This window comes from Stenotrophomonas sp. KH_052 (assembly GCF_057838755.1).
Window position 1 is genome coordinate 3828916 of sequence record NZ_CM174475.1, and the last position, 15846, is coordinate 3844761.

The window sequence follows — 15846 nt, forward strand, 5'->3', positions numbered from 1 at the left end:
GGGTGCTGGGCAAAGCCGCCGGGCATGGCCCGGCGCTACCGATCAAAGGCGCATCACGCCAGCAGCGTTTCCAGCTGCGCCGGTTCGCGTGCCAGTTGCCCGGCGCCGGCCTCGGTCAGCTCCTGCTCGCCACCGAAGCCCCACAGCACACCGATGCTGCGCAGGCCGTGGTGACGCGCGCCTTCGATGTCCATGCGGCGGTCGCCGATCATCCAGCAGTGCGCCGGCTGCACCTGCAGCCGGCGCAGCGCTTCACCGACCAGTTCCGGCTTGTGGCTGCGCGAGCCATCCAGGGTCGAGCCGACGATCTCCTCGAACAGCCCGCCGAACGGCAGGTGGGCAAGGATGCGGCGCGCATGCGGCTCGTTCTTGGCGGTGACCACCGCCAGGCGGTGACCACGACCGTGCAGCGTGCGCAGCGTGTCTTCCACCTGCGGATACACCGTGTGCTCGCGCCAGCCTTCGGCATCGAAACGTTCACGGTAGTAGCCGACGGCCTGTTCCACCCGCGCCGGTTCGACGAACAGCGGCGCGAAGGTGGTCCGCAACGACGGACCGATCCAGCCCAGCAGGGTGTCCTGCGGCGGCACCGGATGGTCCATCTTCTGCAGCGCGTAGGCGATGCAGGCGGTGATGCCCACCTGCGAATCGATCAGCGTGCCGTCGAGGTCGAAGAACAGCACATCCCTGCCGTGGTCGGCATTCATGCGCCGCGCGCGTCGAGTGCGGCCACCGCCGGCAGGGTCTTGCCTTCCAGGAACTCCAGGAACGCACCACCGCCGGTGGAGATGTAGCTGACCTGCGCGGCGATATCGAACTTGTCGACCGCAGCCAGGGTGTCGCCACCGCCGGCGATGGAGAACGCGTTGGAGCTGGCGATGGCGCGCGCCAGCGCTTCGGTGCCCTTGCTGAAGGCCTCGAACTCGAACACGCCGACCGGACCGTTCCAGACCACGGTGCCGGCGTTTTCGATCAGCTGCGCGTACTGCGCGGCGGTCTGCGGGCCGATGTCCAGGATCAGGTCGTCTTCGGCGACGGCATCGACCGCCTTCACTTCAGCCACGGCATCGGGCAGGAACTGCTTGGCGGTGACCACGTCGACCGGCAGCGGGATGTCCGCGCCACGGGCCTTGGCATCGGCGACGATCTTCTTCGCGGTGTCCAGCAGGTCCGGCTCATACAGCGACTTGCCGACGTTGTAGCCAGCGGCGGCGATGAAGGTATTGGCGATGCCGCCACCGACGATCAGCTGGTCGACCTTGCCAACCAGGCTGGCAAGCAGTTCCAGCTTGGTGCTGACCTTGCTGCCGGCGACGATCGCCAGCAGCGGCTTGGCCGGGGCATCCAGCGCCTGGGCCAGCGCATCCAGCTCGGCCATCAGCAGCGGGCCACCGGCCGCGACCGGTGCGAAGCGGATGACGCCGTGGGTGGAGGCCTGGGCGCGGTGCGCAGTACCGAAGGCATCCATCACGAACACGTCGCACAGCGCGGCGTACTTCTTCGACAGGGCTTCATCGTCCTTGCCCTCGCCGACATTCATGCGGCAGTTTTCCAGCAGCACCAGCTGCCCCGGCTGCACGTCGACGCCGTCGACCCAGTCGCGCACCAGCGGAACCTCGCGGCCGAGCAGCTCGGACAGGCGCTGGGCCACCGGCGCCAGCGAATCGGCTTCGCTCCACACGCCTTCCTTCGGGCGCCCCAGGTGCGAGGTGACCATCACCGCCGCGCCCTGCTCCAGCGCGCGCTTGAGCGTCGGCAGCGAAGCGGTGATGCGCTGTTCGGAGGTGATGCGGCCATTCTCGATCGGCACGTTCAGATCCTGGCGGATCAGCACGCGCTTGCCGGAGAGGTCGAGGTCGGTCATGCGGACGATGGACATGGGCAACTCTTTGGCTCAGGGACGGGATGCCGGGCTACGGCAGACGGCCATTGTATCGGGTGCGGGTGGTGGGAGGGCCGATGCCTGCGGCAGGCAGAAGCGCAGGGCGACAGCAACGGCAACAGCAACAGCAACGGCCGAAGCCAAAGCGCTGGCGCTTCGTGGTGCTGTGGATGGGCCGGGGTGGTGTGGGCTGGCAGGGGACGCCGTAAACCCATCCATGGGGGCTTGGTCGCGGCATCCATGCCGCTCACCCCCCTGCCAGCCCACACCACCCCGGCCTCGACAGGTTCATGTGGCGGAGCGGATGGCAAAAGCAGAAGCGGTTTCTGATGTCGGTTGGAAAATGAAGGGGTCAGATCCGTTTTCCTGCGGAAAACGGATCTGACCCCGATGGCATCGTTGTTCTGTGGAGCCGAGCGTGGGCTCGGCTGGATCTATCGCGAACAGCAGCCGAGCGTCGGCTCGGCTCTACAAGAAGCGCGCAGCCAAGCTGCTTTGCTTTTGCTCTTCTTTTTTCTCTTCCATGGGTGGACGCACACGGAAACTGTCAGAGGTCGGGCGGGTGGGCTGGGCAGGGGTATCCGCGCCATGGATGGCGCGGCTAAGCCTCCAGGGACGGATTCACGGCGTCCCCTGCCCAGCCCACCCGCCCGGCCAAGCGCGGCTTTTCGCTCTACGCGACCAACCGCCCACCCACGAGGGGCTGCGCCGTTCGCCGGAACCTACGCCGAAGGCGCAGGCTTCTGCCGAAGCAGGCTGACCGCCAGGCCGCCCACCACCAGCACGCCCAACCCCAACAACGCCCACAGCAGCCACGCCTTCCAATCGCGCTGCGGCTTCAGCGCCGCGTCGCCGGCCAGCGGTTCCGGGCTGCCTTCCAGGCGCGCCAGCGTCGGCTGCCAGGAGGGGTCATTGCGCTGCCGCAGTTCCTCGATCAGCACCCCCACCGGTGCCTCCGCCCGGCGTGCGGTCGAACTGCCTACCGCCAACGCATACGGTGCCGCGCCCTGGCTCAGGAACACCAGCACTTCCGGCTGATAGCCCAGGCGCAGGGTCGGCGCCGTCGCCGTTTCAGCCGGGTTCGCCACCAGCTTCCAGTAACGGTCGCGGTGGATGCCGCCCAGCGGTTGCGCGGCAGACTGCTGGCGCTGGCCCTGGGCGCCCTGCTGCAGCTGGTAGGCAATCCACGGTGCGCTGCGGCGCTGCCATTCCGCGCTCTCGTCATCGCGGCTGAACAACGTCCACTGCACCAGGCTGTTGTCGGTGCTGGCCACGTCGGCGCGCGCCACCGGGAAGCGGCCGTCCAGCTCGAAGGTGTACTCGCCCTTGCCCTTCGACGTCGGCTCCAGCGACAGCCATTCCCACGGCAGCGTGGCCGGTGCAGGCGGCAGCTCGGCCAGCACACTGCGCAGGGTCGGCAGGCGTGCTTCGCCCTGTGCCAACACGCGCACGTAGCGAGCGCTGCTATCCACCTGCAGCCGGCGCTGCAACAGGCGCTTGCCGGCGCGCTGCAGGTCCACCAGCGGCACGTCCCGCGCGATCGGGCGCCAGTTCTGCAGATCGTCGCTGGCGTCCAGCTGCACCTGTGCCTGCAGCGGCTGGCCGCTGTCGGCCCAGTCCAGCACCAGCGCTGCCAACGGCTGCTGGCCAAGCACGCTGGCGTCGATCAGCCAACCGCCCTGCCCGTTCGTCACCGCGCCGCCGCCCACACGCGCTTCAACCCGGCGCACGCGGCCGTCGGTATCGCGTTCGGTCAGCAGCTGCAGGTCATTGCGCTGCGCTTCGGCCAGCGGCGGCAGCACGAACCATGGCAGCTCGCGCTGCACCGGCGGCTGTGCCAACGGCTGGTCCGGTGCCAGCAGCGCCGATGGCAGCGATTGGCCCGCCGCGTTGAACACCTGCAGATCGCCCAGGTCGGCGGCACCGGCACGGCGGTAGATCGCCGGTTCCAGCACGACGCGATACGCGCCGGACTGCACACTGGACAACGTCAACGGCCATTGTTCGGCGTACTGGGTGCGGTACTCGGCGGCCTGTGCCGCGACGGCGGCCAGCATGCCGAACATCACCGGCAGCAGCGCCCTGCTCCACTTCCTCATTGTTTTTCCTCCACGGACGGCGCCGCGCTGGGCGGTGCCGGTGCCAGATACCCCACGACCGTGCACAGCAGGCCGTAGGCGATGAACGATGCGATGCCGAGCAGGTTGCCCAGGTGCTGGCGATCGATGAGTACCAGCTTGGCCAGCACCACGCCCATCAGCACGGCACCCACCATCCACAACACGCGCTGGCCGCGACGCGAGCCCCATACCCAGGCGATCACGCCAAGCACGCTCCACAGCACGGTCAAGCTGGTCTGGGCCAGGCTGAAGCGCATCATCGAGGCACTCCAGGAGAGGCCGCCCCACTGGTGCACGCCATGCAGCACCAGGCTGGTCAGCGCAATGAAGGCCGCCAGCGCCAGCACGGGCAGGCGGACCTTCAGCAGTGCCTGCGGCGCCTGATCGCTGTACAGCCAGCGCGCCAGCAACAGCAGGCTCAGCCACTGCCCGATCTCGGCCGGGTTCAATACCGGCAGCCACAGCAGTGGCGCGGCATCACCCGGCAGCAGCTGGCCGAACAACCAGCCGATCGACAGCAGGCCGAACAGCACGCACTGCAGCGGCAGGCGCACGCTGTCGAAGGCCACGCCCAGCGGCCAGCGCAGGACGTTCCAGCGCCACAGCGACAGCGCCGCCATCAGCAGCCACGGCAGCGTGACCAGCAGGGTCGTCCAGCCCTGCGCCAAGTTGGCCTCGCCACCGCCCCACAGGGCCAGCAGCGAAAGCAGCGACGGCCACAGCAGCCACCACAGGAACTGCGCGATGCGTGCCACGGTGTCGCCGCCCTGGCGCAGGCACAGCAGCGTGCGCACACCCAGTACCGCGAACACCGCCCAGGCCAGCGCACCGTAGCCGGCGAACGGTTGCTGGTGCGCATCGCTCTGCATCAACGCCAGCGGGAAGCCCAGCGCCAGCATCGCCAGTGCGGTCACGCCCAGCGCGCGCGCTGGCTGGCGACGCTGCATTTCCGCGGCCAACCATGCGGTAACCGCGGCCAGCACCAGCAGTGCATCCACTTCGATGCGGTAGGGGAAGAACCGGGTGATCTCGTGCACCAGGCCACCCAGCCACCACAGCAGTCCCCACAGGTAGTAGACCAGCGCGATCTCGTGACGCTCTCTGCGCTGGTAACTCCACGCCGACGCGAAGCCGGCCACGGCCAGCAGCAGCGCACCAATCGCCGTCGGGTTGAGCAGGAAACGCAGGTCCTCATGCCAGTGATCGCCACCGGCAACGAAGGCGAACGCGGCACCCATCTGCAGCAATGCACCGGACACCTGCGGCAGCCAGCGCTTCTGGCGCAGCCCCAGCCAAGCCAGGCCGGCACCTTCCAGTGCGAACACCGCACCGGTGGCACGCGCCGACAGCGCCAACGGCACCGCCAGCGTGGCGAAGCCCACCGCCAGCACCGCATGCGACTGCGCCAGCACGGTGTACGACGCACGCGCGATCAGCGCCCGCGCCAGCACCGCGTAGATCGCAGCCAGGCCCAGTGCACACAGTGCCAGCGTCATCGGCTGCTCATGCAACATGCCGGCCTGCAGCGAGAACGCGACAAGCGGCGTGCCGAACACCAGGCTGCCGTCGACCAGATCGCGCCGACCTGCCGGCTGACGGCGTGCATACAGCAGCGGGATCAACAGGTAGAAGGCGAAGAACAGCAACAGGAACGGCTCGGTGCTGCTGAACTTGTCCGGCGCGTACTGCAGCACGCCCCAGAACGTACCGATGCCGAACGTAAAAGCGAAGCCGAGCAGGTTCAGCGCACGCCATGGGCGGAACCAGGCGATGGCGAAGATGCCTGCGTTGAGCACCGCGTAATAGCTGAACAACCCCACGTGGTTGCCGCTGCCGGTGGACAGCCACAACGGCGCCATGAAGCCGGCGAGGATGCCCAGCACCGCCAGCGTGCGCGAGTTCTGTACCACCGCCAGCACGCACAGCCCGGCTACCAGTGCGATCGAACTGGCAAAGGCAAAGCCTGGGTTGAGCAGTTCAAAGCGTTTGAACGCGGCGAAGATGGTCAGCAGCAGCACGCCGATGGCACCGCCCTGCAGGGCCAGCGCAAACAGGCGCCGACGTTCGCGCTGGTGCCAGCCGAAGGCCAGCAGGCCCAGTGCACCCACGGTGACGCCGGCCAGGCGCAGTTCGATCGGCAGCACCAGCCAGCCCTGGTCGCTGACGTACTTCAGCAGTGCGGCGACACCGGCCAGCAGCACCAGCATGCCGATCTTGACCGGCACGTTGCCTTCGGTGAACCAGCGTTTGACCGCACCGACGCCACGCTCGATGAAATTCGGCAGCGCCGGCTCGGCCGGCAACGGCGGCTGTACCGGTGACGGTGGCACCGGAGGCGGCGTGAGCGGTCGCGGCGCGGGCACTTCGGCCGAGGCCTGTTCGCGCAGCGGCGGCGGTGGTGGCAGCGGCGGGGTGGCCAGCACCGGCCGCAGGAACGGCGGATCGGCACTGGTGGAAGCCGCGGCGGCAGGCCGTGCAGGCGCGGCCTCGGTGGTGGTTGAGGCCGCTGCGCGGGGGGCCGGCGCGCCGTCCAGGGCGCTCTCCAGCGCGGCGACGCGACGGCGCAGGCCGGCAATCATCACCAGTGCCACCACCAGCAGCAGCGGGATGGCCAGCAGGACCAGTACGACCAGGGCTATCAGTGCTTCCATTGCGTGCTTCCATTGCGATCCCGCGCCCCAGCGGCAGCGGTCGACCGGCCCATGCTACGACAGTGCCGGCCCCATAAACGACGAACCCCGGCCAGGCCGGGGTCCGCGTGCGATCTTTGCCGGCCTTACTTGGCGGCGACGACCTTGGCCATTTCCAGGCACTTGTTCGAGTAGCCCCACTCGTTGTCGTACCAGGTCACCAGCTTGACGAAGGTGCCGTCCAGCGCGATACCGGCTTCGGCGTCGAACACCGAGGTGCAGGTTTCGCCGCGGAAATCGGTGGCCACGACCTTGTCTTCGGTGTAGCCCAGGATGCCCTTCAGCGGGCCTTCGCTCTGTGCCTTCACTTCAGCGCAGATCTCGGCGTAGGTGGCTTCCTTTTCCAGCTCGACGGTCAGATCGACCACCGACACGTCCGAGGTCGGGACGCGGAAGCTCATGCCGGTCAGCTTCTTGTTCAGTTCCGGGATGACCACGCCGACGGCCTTGGCCGCACCGGTGGACGACGGAATGATGTTCTCCAGGATGCCGCGGCCGCCGCGCCAGTCCTTGTTGGACGGGCCATCGACGGTCTTCTGGGTGGCGGTGGCCGCATGCACGGTGGTCATCAGGCCGCGCTTGATGCCCCACTTGTCATTGATGACCTTGGCCAGCGGCGCCAGGCAGTTGGTGGTGCACGAGGCGTTGGAGACGATCGCCTGGCCGGCGTAGGTCTTGTCGTTCACACCGTAGACGAACATCGGGGTGTCGTCCTTCGACGGCGCCGACATGATCACCTTCTTCGCGCCCGCGTCGATGTGCTTCTGCGCGGTTTCCTTGGTCAGGAACAGGCCGGTGGACTCGATCACCACGTCCACGTCCACGTCGTTCCACTTCAGGTTGGCCGGGTCGCGTTCCTGGGTCAGGCGGATCTTCTTGCCGTTGACCAGCAGGTCGTTGCCCTGCACCGCCACATCGGCCTTGAAGCGGCCGTGCACGGAGTCGTACTTGAGCATGTAGGCCAGGTAATCCGGCTCCAGCAGATCGTTGATGGCCACGATTTCGATGTCGTCGCCGAAGTTCAGCACCGCCGAGCGCAGGACGTTACGCCCGATGCGACCGAAACCGTTGATACCAACCTTGATTGCCATGTTCTCAAGCTCCTGCGGCCGCGTCGGGTGCGGCGGGATGGATAGGGCCCACAAGTCTAGCAAACCGGGCATGGCCACCGTGGGCCAGCCCCTGCCGGCAGCGGGCTGGCGGACAGGATTTGATCCGGATCAAAGCGTTAGCGCGACGTGAGGCCGAGACTGGCCGCATCCACCCAGCAACGAGATCACCCCCATGCGCAAGACCTCCCCCCTGATCGTGGCCAGCCTGGCCGCCGCCCTGTCCCTCGCCGCCGCCCCGGCCATGGCCCAGTCCAAGGGCGACTGGACCGTTTCGGCCGGTATCCACCAGGTGGCACCGAAGTCGAACAACGGCTGGCTGGCCAACGGCACCCTGAAGGTCGATGTCGACAACGACGTCAAGCCGACCATTACCGGTGAATACTTCATCGCCGACAATCTGGGCATCGAAGTGCTGGCCGCGCTGCCGTTCAAGCACGACATCAACATCAACGGGCTCGGCCGCGTGGGCAGCACCAAGCAGCTGCCGCCGGTGGTGACCCTGCAGTACCACTTCAACAGCAAGGGCAAGGTGTCGCCGTTCATCGGTGCGGGCGTGAACTACACGACCTTCTTCAGCGAAGACACCACCGGTGCGCTGAAGGACAGCCGCCTGAAGCTGCAGGATTCGTGGGGCCTGGCCGCGCATGCGGGCGTGGACTTCGCGATCGGCGAGAAGGGCGCGCTGCGCGTGGACATGCGCTGGATCGACATCGACAGCAAGGTGAAGCTGGATGGCGAGAAGATCGGCACGGTCAACATCGATCCGCTGGTCTACGGCGCTTCGTACGTCTTCAAGTTCTAAGCGGTGTGTTGAGTGCGGGGGCTTCGCCCCCGCTCCCCCGCTACATGCAAAACCCTCGCAGCATGTTGCCCCGGTGATTGCCGGGGCTTTTTTGTTCCTGGAACTGAAGCGGTTTCGGAGCTGGGGCGAGGCGGGGAGCAGAACCGGGACACGCCGTTAACCCATCCATGGGGGCTCGATGGCGCCATCCATGGCGCCAACGGTCCCGGCTCTGCTCCCCGCCTCGCCCCTTCCCATCTCTGCGCGCGTGCCAGCTCAAGCAAAGGCAAGAACAGAACCCGTGCATCCGAGGCGCAATGATTGCCTGTAATTGCAGGAGGCCGATTTTGATCCTGCATTTGTTTTTGATGTTGCCTTTGACGTTTGCATCCGCCTTCGCGGCCATGTTGGATGGGGGCTGCAGGGGCAGGCGCTGCGGGACCGTCCGCGGCATGGGCCCGAGGCATGCCTCGGGCGGGTTGGGCAGGACGCCCAACCCCGGTCTTGCCGTGTGCGCAGGACAGCGCACACGAGCGAGCCGCGGCCGAGCTTACAGGGACGTACTTGCAGCGTGTCCCGCAGCGCCTGCCCCTGCAGCCAGCCCCAAGCAGACAGGAACGCGCCGCTCTTCAATCCACCTACCCCCGCTAGAATGTGCACATGAAAGCCCTGCACTCCTTCTTCCTCGCCGCCGCCCTGGCGCCGGCCCTGCTGTCCGTCTCCGCCCCTGCCCATGCCTGGGGCGCGCAAGGCCACCGCCTTGTCGCCGAAGTCGCTGACGCCCGCCTCAACCCCACCACCCGCGCCGAAGTGGACCGCCTGCTGGCCACCGAACCGGACGCCACGCTGGCCAGCATCGCGCCGTGGGCCGATCAGCTGCGTGCCAAGGATCCGGGCCTGGGCCGTCGCTCGGCCGGCTGGCACTACGTCAACATCGCCGAAGACAACTGCCATTACGAAGCACCGAAGCACTGCAAGAACGGCAACTGCATCGTCGAAGCCCTGAAGGCGCAGAGCACCATCCTCGGCGACCGCAGCCTGACCGACGGCGAGCGCCTGCAGGCGCTGAAGTTCGTCGTGCACCTGGTCGGCGACATCCATCAGCCGATGCACGCTGGCTACGCCCACGACAAGGGCGGCAACGATTTCCAGCTGCAGTTCGGCAACCGCGGTACCAACCTGCACTCGCTGTGGGACAGCGGCATGCTCAACACCCGCAAGCTGGACGACGCCGGCTATCTGCCGCTGCTGCAGAGCCAGCGCGCGCCGAAGCTGGCGCGCCAGTCCAACCCCCAACGTGACCCGCAGACGTGGGCCGAGGCCAGCTGCCGCATTTCCATGCAAGCTGGCGTTTATCCGGCCACGCGTAAAATCGGTGATGAATACACCGAGCGCTACCGGCCGCTGGCCGAAGCGCAGCTGCGACTGGCCGGTGAGAACCTGGCGCAGTTGCTGAACCGCGTGCTGGGCACGCGCTGAGGAGCGTTCCAATGTCAGTCCAGGTGCAGTCGTTCTTCCACCGTGACAGCAATACCTTCAGCTATCTGGTCAGTGATCCGGCCAGCGGCGAAGCGGCGCTGATCGACCCGGTCCTGGACTACGACCCGGATACCGACGCCAGCAGTGAAGCGCCGCTGCATGCCGCGTTGCAGGCCATCGAACAACAGGGCCTGCAGCTGCGCTGGCTGCTGGAGACACACGCTCACGCCGACCACGTATCGGGTGGGCGCCGGCTCAAGCAACGCTTCCCGCAGGCCACGCTGGCCATCGGCGAAGGCATCCGTGCGGTGCAGGCCACCTTCGCGCCGCGCTACGGCCTGCAGCTTCCTGCGGCGGATGAAATCTTCGATCACCTGTTCGGCGATGGCGAAACCTTCGCTCTTGGCGAACTGCGCTGCCAGGTGATCGCCGTGCCCGGCCATACCAGCGACAGCATCGCCTACCTGATCGACGATGCGCTGTTCACCGGTGACTCGCTGTTCATGCCCGACGGCGGTACCGCCCGCTGCGATTTCCCGGGTGGCGATGCCGCGCAGCTGTACCGTTCAATCCAGCGCCTGCTGGCGCTGCCCGATGCGACCCGCGTGTTCGTCTGCCACGACTACGGTCCGGGTGGTCGTGCATTCGCCAACGAAACCACCATCGGCGAACAGCGCGCACACAACATCCACGTGCATGACGGCGTGGCCGAGGCGGAATTCGTCAGCGTGCGCCAAGCACGCGATGCGACGCTGGAAGAACCCAAGCTGATGCAGCCCGCGGTGAAGGCCAACATCCAGGGCGGGGCCTGATCCACGCCGCTGCGCTCGCCGGGCATGGCCCGGCGCTACCCCGGTCATCGCAAGCGGTCATTTTCCCTGCGTGCGCACCACGTGCTGGCCCTTCACGATCTCAAAGGTAAAGGCGTACTGCAGGGTGACCGCCACCGGCTCGATGCGCTCGGCGCCGCGACAGTCGCCGCGGTCGGCAGGCACCTTGCCAGCCGCAAAGTGGCAGACCGCTGCGGACGAGTACTTCCACATGGCCACCGCTTCCTGTGCGGCCTGCAGAAGGGGCGCATTCTCGCGTGCGGCACCTGCCGCGCACCCGGAGCGATCAGTCAAGGGCAGGCTGCGCTCGACTGCGCCATTGGCATCGACCACCACCTGCAGGCAGATGGTGGTGGGCGCCAGTTCCGCGCGCGGGTCACGATCGCCCACTTCCGGGTCCGGTGCCGCGTACAACTGCGGCATCCGGTAGCCCTCGCTCGCGCCCAGCGAGTAGGTCTGCAGCTGCCCACTGCCGCCACCGGTCTGCGGCTGCAGGCGCTGATGGCCGACATTCTCGCTGCGGGTATCAACGGTGGTCAGGCGATCCTGGGTCGCGCACCCTGCCAACAGCGCCGCCATCATCAACAGCGGCACGGACTTCACTGGGAGTCCTCGGTGTTGTCCATGGCATAGGTGATCGGAATCTTCACAGCCCCTGCAACCGGCTTTCCGTTCTTCATCGCCGGACGATAGGTCCAGCTCCGCGCGGCGGCGATCGACACCGCATCGAACACACCCGGATTGGTTGCGCTGAGTACCTGGACGTCAGTCGGATGGCCTTTGGCATCCACGTCCACGCGCAGGTTCACCACGCCCACCTGGCGCTGTTCGATGGCGGACTTCGGATAGGACGGTGGCGGCATCTTGTCGACCTGGATCGGACGGTCCAGCCCCGCCTTGGCCGCATCTTCTTCAGCATGTTCGAACGGCTCGACGCTGATCGACGGCACGCCCGTCGCGCCACCCTGGCTGGCCCACGCCACCGCTCCCATTCCCAGGCACAACCCGACCACCAGCACCTGCCCCGACACCCACGGCAATGCCTTCCGCTTGGATTGCTTCAACATGGCGATACGCTCCTTCAACACGGGTTGGCTGCGCCAATGGCAGACCGCGGGCGCAACCGGATGGACCAGCTGCGCCTTCAGCAGCGTGCTGGCGTAGAGACCGCGCAGCGCAGGCTGCGGGGCAATGGTGCGGGCATCGCAGGCCAGCTCCTGGTCACGCAGGAATCGGCGGGCGGCCCACGGCAGAAGCGGATGGAACCAGAACACCGCGCGTGCCATCAGCAGCGCCCCATTAGCCCAATGATCGCCATTGCGACGGTGGCTGCGCTCGTGCTGCAGGATCAGGCCCTGCTCCTGTGCGGTGAACTGCTGGTCGAAGTCCGGGCCTACCACGATGCGCGGACGCCACAGGCCGACCAGCGCGGGCAGCCCGGGATCAGCGCTGGCCTGCCAGCTGCCATCGGCGCGTGCACACAGTTGGCCCATGCCACGTTCAAAGCGCCGCTGCGCACGTAGATCGCGTAGCAGACAAAGGACCGCCCCCAGCGTCCATGCCAGCAGCAACAGCCCGGCCCACGGCAACGACTGCCCTGCCATGCCTTCGACGGCGCCGGGTACCACTTTCAGCGGCAGCGTTGGCATATGCTCCAGAAGCGCCACCTGCGGCAGCGGCAGCAGCAACGATGCCCCCAGCAACGGCAGCAGCCACCAGCTGCGGTAGGCCAACGCCGCGCCCCCCAGGCGCACCAGCAAGGGACGCAGCACCGCCAGCACGACCACACCCACTGCCAGCCACAGGCTGGCTTGCCACAGTCCATCGAGCAGCTCAGTCATGGTCCAGCTCCTGGATCAGCTTCTTCAGTTCGGCGATGTCCTGCGCACTCAACTGGCCGCGTTCGCTGAAGTGCGCGACCAGCGGTGCCACCCGCCCTTCGAAGACGCGGCCGATGAAGTCCTGGCTCTGCGCCTCCACCCACGCCTGGCGCTGCAGCAGCGGCCGGTACAGGTAGCGCCGGCCATCGCGCTCGGCGGCGATCGCGCCCTTGGTCAGCAGGCGGTTGAGCAGGGTCTTGATGGTCGGCTCGGCCCAGTCGCGGTGAGCCAGCGCGGCCACCACTTCGTCGGCGCTACGCGGTGCCTGCTGCCACAGCACCTCCATCACAACGGCTTCGGCTTCGCTGATCGGGGTCATGATTTACATCCGTAATCGACAACACGATTACGCGCGTAATCGAATCGCCTGTCAAGCCCCTCGACTCCAGGTTCATCGCACCTGCGCCAGCATCGATACCTCCCGCCCCAGGCCCCGGATGAAAGCGCTGCCCAAGAAGGATTTCCCGGTCGAGCAGGCGCGCCGCTTCCTCGAACCCGGCCCGATCGTGCTGCTCAGCACCGCCTGGCGTGGCCAGCGCAACCTGATGACGATGGGCTGGCACATGGTGATGGGCTTCTCGCCTTCGCTGGTCGCCACCTACCTGTGGAACGCGAACCACAGCCACGCGCTGGCCCGTGGCAGCGGCGAGTGCGTGATCAACGTGCCCGGCGTGGAGCTGCTCGATACCGTGGTGGACATCGGCAACTGCAGCGGCCGCGAGGTCGACAAGTTCGCCCACTTCGGGCTCGATGCACAGCCCGCGTGCGAGGTCGGTGCACCTCTGGTCGGGCAATGTCATTCGTGCTTCGAATGCCGTCTCTACGACGATAGCCAAGTGGAATCGAGCAACCTGTTCATCTGGGAAATCGTGCGCGCCCATGTTGCACCACGCCCAAAGCTGCCGCGCACGGTGCATTACCGGGGCGATGGGCAGTTCATGGTGTCTGGCGCCGAAGTCTCGCGTCGACGGCGGTTCAAGCCCGACATGCTGTAATGCCCGCACTCCCCCACACGCAGGACCACCGCGCATGACCGAACACCTCACCGACCTGGACGCCGCCGTCGACTGGTTGTTTGCGCGCGTGGACGGGCCGCTGCGGATCGGGGCACCGCTGGCACTGGGCAAGCCGCATCGGCTGCTCAATGCCCTTTACGCACGCGTCGAGCACGATCCGTCGCGGCCGCTGCAGCTGTATACCGCGCTCTCGCTGAACCCGCCGAAGGCACGCGGCAATGGCCTGGAAGCGCGCTTCATGGCACCGTTCGCGCAGCGCCATTTCGGCGACGATTTCCCGCGCCTGGCCTATGCCGATGCGATCGCCCGCGATGCGCTGCCGGCACATGTGCAGGTGGAAGAGTTCTACATGCAGTCCGGCGCCCTGCTCGGTTCGCGGCAGGCGCAATCCAGCTATACCAGCCTGAACTACACCCACGCTGCCGATGCCGTGGCTCAACGCGCGCCGCAGGTGATCGTGCAGAAGGTCGCAATGCGACCGGACGACCGGCGGCTCTCGCTGTCGTGCAACAACGACATTACCCAGGACACGCTGGATGCGATCGCCGCGCGAGGCCTGCCGCGCCCGCTGCTGGTCGCCGAGATCGATCCGCAGCTACCCTACCTGGGTGGCTCGGCCACGGTCGATGTGTCGTTCTTCGATCTGGTGATCACCCCACCGCCGCCGTACCCGGCGCTGTTCGGCCTGCCGCGGCAGCCGGTCGGTGATGCCGACTACGCCATTGGCCTGTATGCCAGCACGCTGGTGCGCGACGGCGGCACCCTGCAGATCGGCATCGGCACGCTGGCCGACGCGCTCAGCCATGCGCTGGTGCTTCGCCACACCGACAACGCGCGCTACCGCCGCGTGCTGCATGCGCTGGATCCGCAGCTGGCCAGCCACCCGCTGGTGCAGGAAATCGGCGGACTGGAACCGTTCGAAGTCGGCCTGTACGGCTGCAGCGAAATGCTCAACGAGGGCTTCCGCCGCCTGGTGCAGACCGGCGTGATCAAGCGCAAGGTGCACGACGACCTGGCGCTGATGCAACGCATCGAAAACGGCAGCACCCTGTCCATCGACCACGCCACCCTGGCCGCCGAAGGTGAGTACCTGCACGGTGCGTTCTACCTGGGTTCGCCGGAGTTCTACGAATGGTTGCGCACGCTGCCGGAAGACGAGTGCCGCGCGATCGGCATGCGCCGCATCAGCGAGATCAACCAGCTGTACGGTGGCAACGAGACACTGGAACGCCTGCAGCGCCGGCACGCGCGCTTCTTCAACTCCTGCATGATGGCCACCGCGCTGGGTGCGGCGGTGTCGGATGCGCTGGACGATGGCCGTGTGGTGTCCGGCGTGGGCGGCCAGTACAACTTCGTGGCGATGGCACATGCGCTGCCGGAAGCGCGCAGCGTGCTGATGTTCCGCGCCGCGCGCGATGATAAAGGCCATCGCGAATCCAACGTGCGCTGGAACTACGGGCACACCACCATCCCACGCCACCTTCGCGACATCTACCTCAACGAGTACGGCATCGCCGATCTGCGCGGCTTGACCGACGAGGATTGCGTGCACGCGATGGCTGCGATCACCGAGGCGCCATTCCAGTCCGGGCTGCTGCAGCAGGCACACGCCGCGCGCAAGCTGCTGGCGGCCAAGCAACCGGATCCCGAGCGCCAGCAACGCAACACACCGCAGGCATTGACGGCGGCGCTGGCAGCGTTCCGCGCCGATGGCACGCTGCCGGACTATCCGCTGGGCAGCGACTTCAACGAGATCGAGCAGGTGCTGGTGAAGGCGCTGGGCTGGCTGAAGGCCAACACGCAGACCCGTGGCGACAAGCTGCGCACGGTCTGGGCGGCGCTGCGGCAACCGGCCGGTGATGGCGATGCGGTGTACCTGCAGCGCATGGGCCTGCAGGCACCGAAGGATTTCGCCGAACGCCTGGACGCGCGACTGCTGCGCCTGGCGCTGGCGCGTACCGCCTGAGAAAAGTTTCCGGTAGCGCCGGGCCATGCCCGGCGAGCATCTGATCCGCCGGGCATGGCCCGGCGCTACCCAATAGAGAAAGGCCGGCTT

At 67.2% G+C, this 15846-nt stretch carries 13 protein-coding genes; 5 read left to right on the plus strand and 8 right to left on the minus strand.

Translation table 11 applies throughout. The features are described from left to right. Positions 1–53 precede the first annotated feature (53 nt). The 5 genes from AC3ITW_RS17580 to gap form a co-directional block, all read right to left on the minus strand. Positions 54–707, minus strand: coding sequence for an HAD-IA family hydrolase (locus tag AC3ITW_RS17580; RefSeq protein WP_012511959.1), 654 nt, complete (start codon positions 705–707; stop codon positions 54–56). Next, positions 704–1879 (minus strand): phosphoglycerate kinase, encoded by a 1176-nt coding sequence (locus AC3ITW_RS17585; protein WP_012511960.1) that lies wholly within the window; start codon positions 1877–1879, stop codon positions 704–706. Before AC3ITW_RS17585 ends, AC3ITW_RS17580 begins: the two co-directional genes overlap by 4 nt. Positions 1880–2604: 725 nt before the next feature. Next, positions 2605–3981, minus strand: a complete 1377-nt coding sequence (locus AC3ITW_RS17590; RefSeq protein ID WP_012511961.1) for a DUF3999 domain-containing protein — start codon at positions 3979–3981, stop codon at positions 2605–2607. Then, the gene (locus AC3ITW_RS17595; RefSeq protein WP_489389792.1) at positions 3978–6653 is read right to left on the minus strand and encodes a DUF2339 domain-containing protein; all 2676 of its coding nucleotides are present in this window, start codon (positions 6651–6653) and stop codon (positions 3978–3980) included. The genes AC3ITW_RS17590 and AC3ITW_RS17595 overlap by 4 nt, the downstream gene beginning before the upstream one ends. A 125-nt stretch (positions 6654–6778) precedes the next feature. Next, a complete protein-coding gene (gene gap, locus AC3ITW_RS17600) occupies positions 6779–7783 on the minus strand; it encodes a type I glyceraldehyde-3-phosphate dehydrogenase (protein WP_046984264.1) in 1005 nt (334 codons plus the stop codon). Between the two features lie 193 nt (positions 7784–7976). Between gap and AC3ITW_RS17605 the strand changes: the two genes are divergently transcribed. From AC3ITW_RS17605 to AC3ITW_RS17615, 3 genes are all read left to right on the plus strand, one after another. Further along, a complete protein-coding gene (locus tag AC3ITW_RS17605) occupies positions 7977–8606 on the plus strand; it encodes an OmpW/AlkL family protein (protein ID WP_065723826.1) in 630 nt (209 codons plus the stop codon). A gap of 639 nt (positions 8607–9245) precedes the next feature. Further along, on the plus strand, positions 9246–10064 hold the full coding sequence (locus AC3ITW_RS17610; RefSeq protein ID WP_489389793.1) for a S1/P1 nuclease: 819 nt from the start codon (positions 9246–9248) through the stop codon (positions 10062–10064). An 11-nt stretch (positions 10065–10075) separates the two neighbouring features. Then, a complete protein-coding gene (locus tag AC3ITW_RS17615; RefSeq protein ID WP_006388709.1) occupies positions 10076–10876 on the plus strand; it encodes an MBL fold metallo-hydrolase in 801 nt (266 codons plus the stop codon). Between the two features lie 57 nt (positions 10877–10933). Here AC3ITW_RS17615 and AC3ITW_RS17620 read toward each other — a convergent pair whose 3' ends face one another. From AC3ITW_RS17620 to AC3ITW_RS17630, 3 genes are read right to left on the minus strand one after another with little or no spacing between them, the layout of a single operon-like run. Then, on the minus strand, positions 10934–11497 hold the full coding sequence (locus tag AC3ITW_RS17620) for a hypothetical protein (protein ID WP_006388711.1): 564 nt from the start codon (positions 11495–11497) through the stop codon (positions 10934–10936). Next, on the minus strand, positions 11494–12735 hold the full coding sequence (locus tag AC3ITW_RS17625) for a M56 family metallopeptidase (RefSeq protein WP_489389794.1): 1242 nt from the start codon (positions 12733–12735) through the stop codon (positions 11494–11496). Before AC3ITW_RS17625 ends, AC3ITW_RS17620 begins: the two co-directional genes overlap by 4 nt. Continuing rightward, on the minus strand, positions 12728–13093 hold the full coding sequence (locus AC3ITW_RS17630) for a BlaI/MecI/CopY family transcriptional regulator (RefSeq protein WP_012481135.1): 366 nt from the start codon (positions 13091–13093) through the stop codon (positions 12728–12730). Before AC3ITW_RS17630 ends, AC3ITW_RS17625 begins: the two co-directional genes overlap by 8 nt. A gap of 118 nt (positions 13094–13211) precedes the next feature. On the opposite strand from AC3ITW_RS17630, the gene AC3ITW_RS17635 reads away from it, so the two are divergent. Together AC3ITW_RS17635 and AC3ITW_RS17640 are read left to right on the plus strand one after the other, a co-directional pair. Beyond that, the gene (locus AC3ITW_RS17635; protein ID WP_100435170.1) at positions 13212–13769 is read left to right on the plus strand and encodes a flavin reductase family protein; all 558 of its coding nucleotides are present in this window, start codon (positions 13212–13214) and stop codon (positions 13767–13769) included. Positions 13770–13803: 34 nt separating this feature from the next. Next, complete coding sequence (locus AC3ITW_RS17640) at positions 13804–15756, plus strand: acetyl-CoA hydrolase/transferase C-terminal domain-containing protein (protein ID WP_100469420.1); 1953 nt, start codon at positions 13804–13806, stop codon at positions 15754–15756. Positions 15757–15846: the final 90 nt, after the last annotated feature.

Coding starts and splice junctions, on each gene's coding strand:
- AC3ITW_RS17610 (WP_489389793.1), top strand. CDS start 9,246: ATGAAAGCCCTGCACTCCTTCTTCCTCGCCGCCGCCCTGGCGCCGGCC.
- AC3ITW_RS17590 (WP_012511961.1), bottom strand. CDS start 3,981: ATGAGGAAGTGGAGCAGGGCGCTGCTGCCGGTGATGTTCGGCATGCTG.
- AC3ITW_RS17605 (WP_065723826.1), top strand. CDS start 7,977: ATGCGCAAGACCTCCCCCCTGATCGTGGCCAGCCTGGCCGCCGCCCTG.
- AC3ITW_RS17585 (WP_012511960.1), bottom strand. CDS start 1,879: ATGTCCATCGTCCGCATGACCGACCTCGACCTCTCCGGCAAGCGCGTG.
- AC3ITW_RS17625 (WP_489389794.1), bottom strand. CDS start 12,735: ATGACTGAGCTGCTCGATGGACTGTGGCAAGCCAGCCTGTGGCTGGCA.
- AC3ITW_RS17635 (WP_100435170.1), top strand. CDS start 13,212: ATGAAAGCGCTGCCCAAGAAGGATTTCCCGGTCGAGCAGGCGCGCCGC.
- AC3ITW_RS17615 (WP_006388709.1), top strand. CDS start 10,076: ATGTCAGTCCAGGTGCAGTCGTTCTTCCACCGTGACAGCAATACCTTC.
- AC3ITW_RS17595 (WP_489389792.1), bottom strand. CDS start 6,653: ATGGAAGCACTGATAGCCCTGGTCGTACTGGTCCTGCTGGCCATCCCG.
- AC3ITW_RS17630 (WP_012481135.1), bottom strand. CDS start 13,093: ATGACCCCGATCAGCGAAGCCGAAGCCGTTGTGATGGAGGTGCTGTGG.
- AC3ITW_RS17640 (WP_100469420.1), top strand. CDS start 13,804: ATGACCGAACACCTCACCGACCTGGACGCCGCCGTCGACTGGTTGTTT.
- AC3ITW_RS17580 (WP_012511959.1), bottom strand. CDS start 707: ATGAATGCCGACCACGGCAGGGATGTGCTGTTCTTCGACCTCGACGGC.
- gap (WP_046984264.1), bottom strand. CDS start 7,783: ATGGCAATCAAGGTTGGTATCAACGGTTTCGGTCGCATCGGGCGTAAC.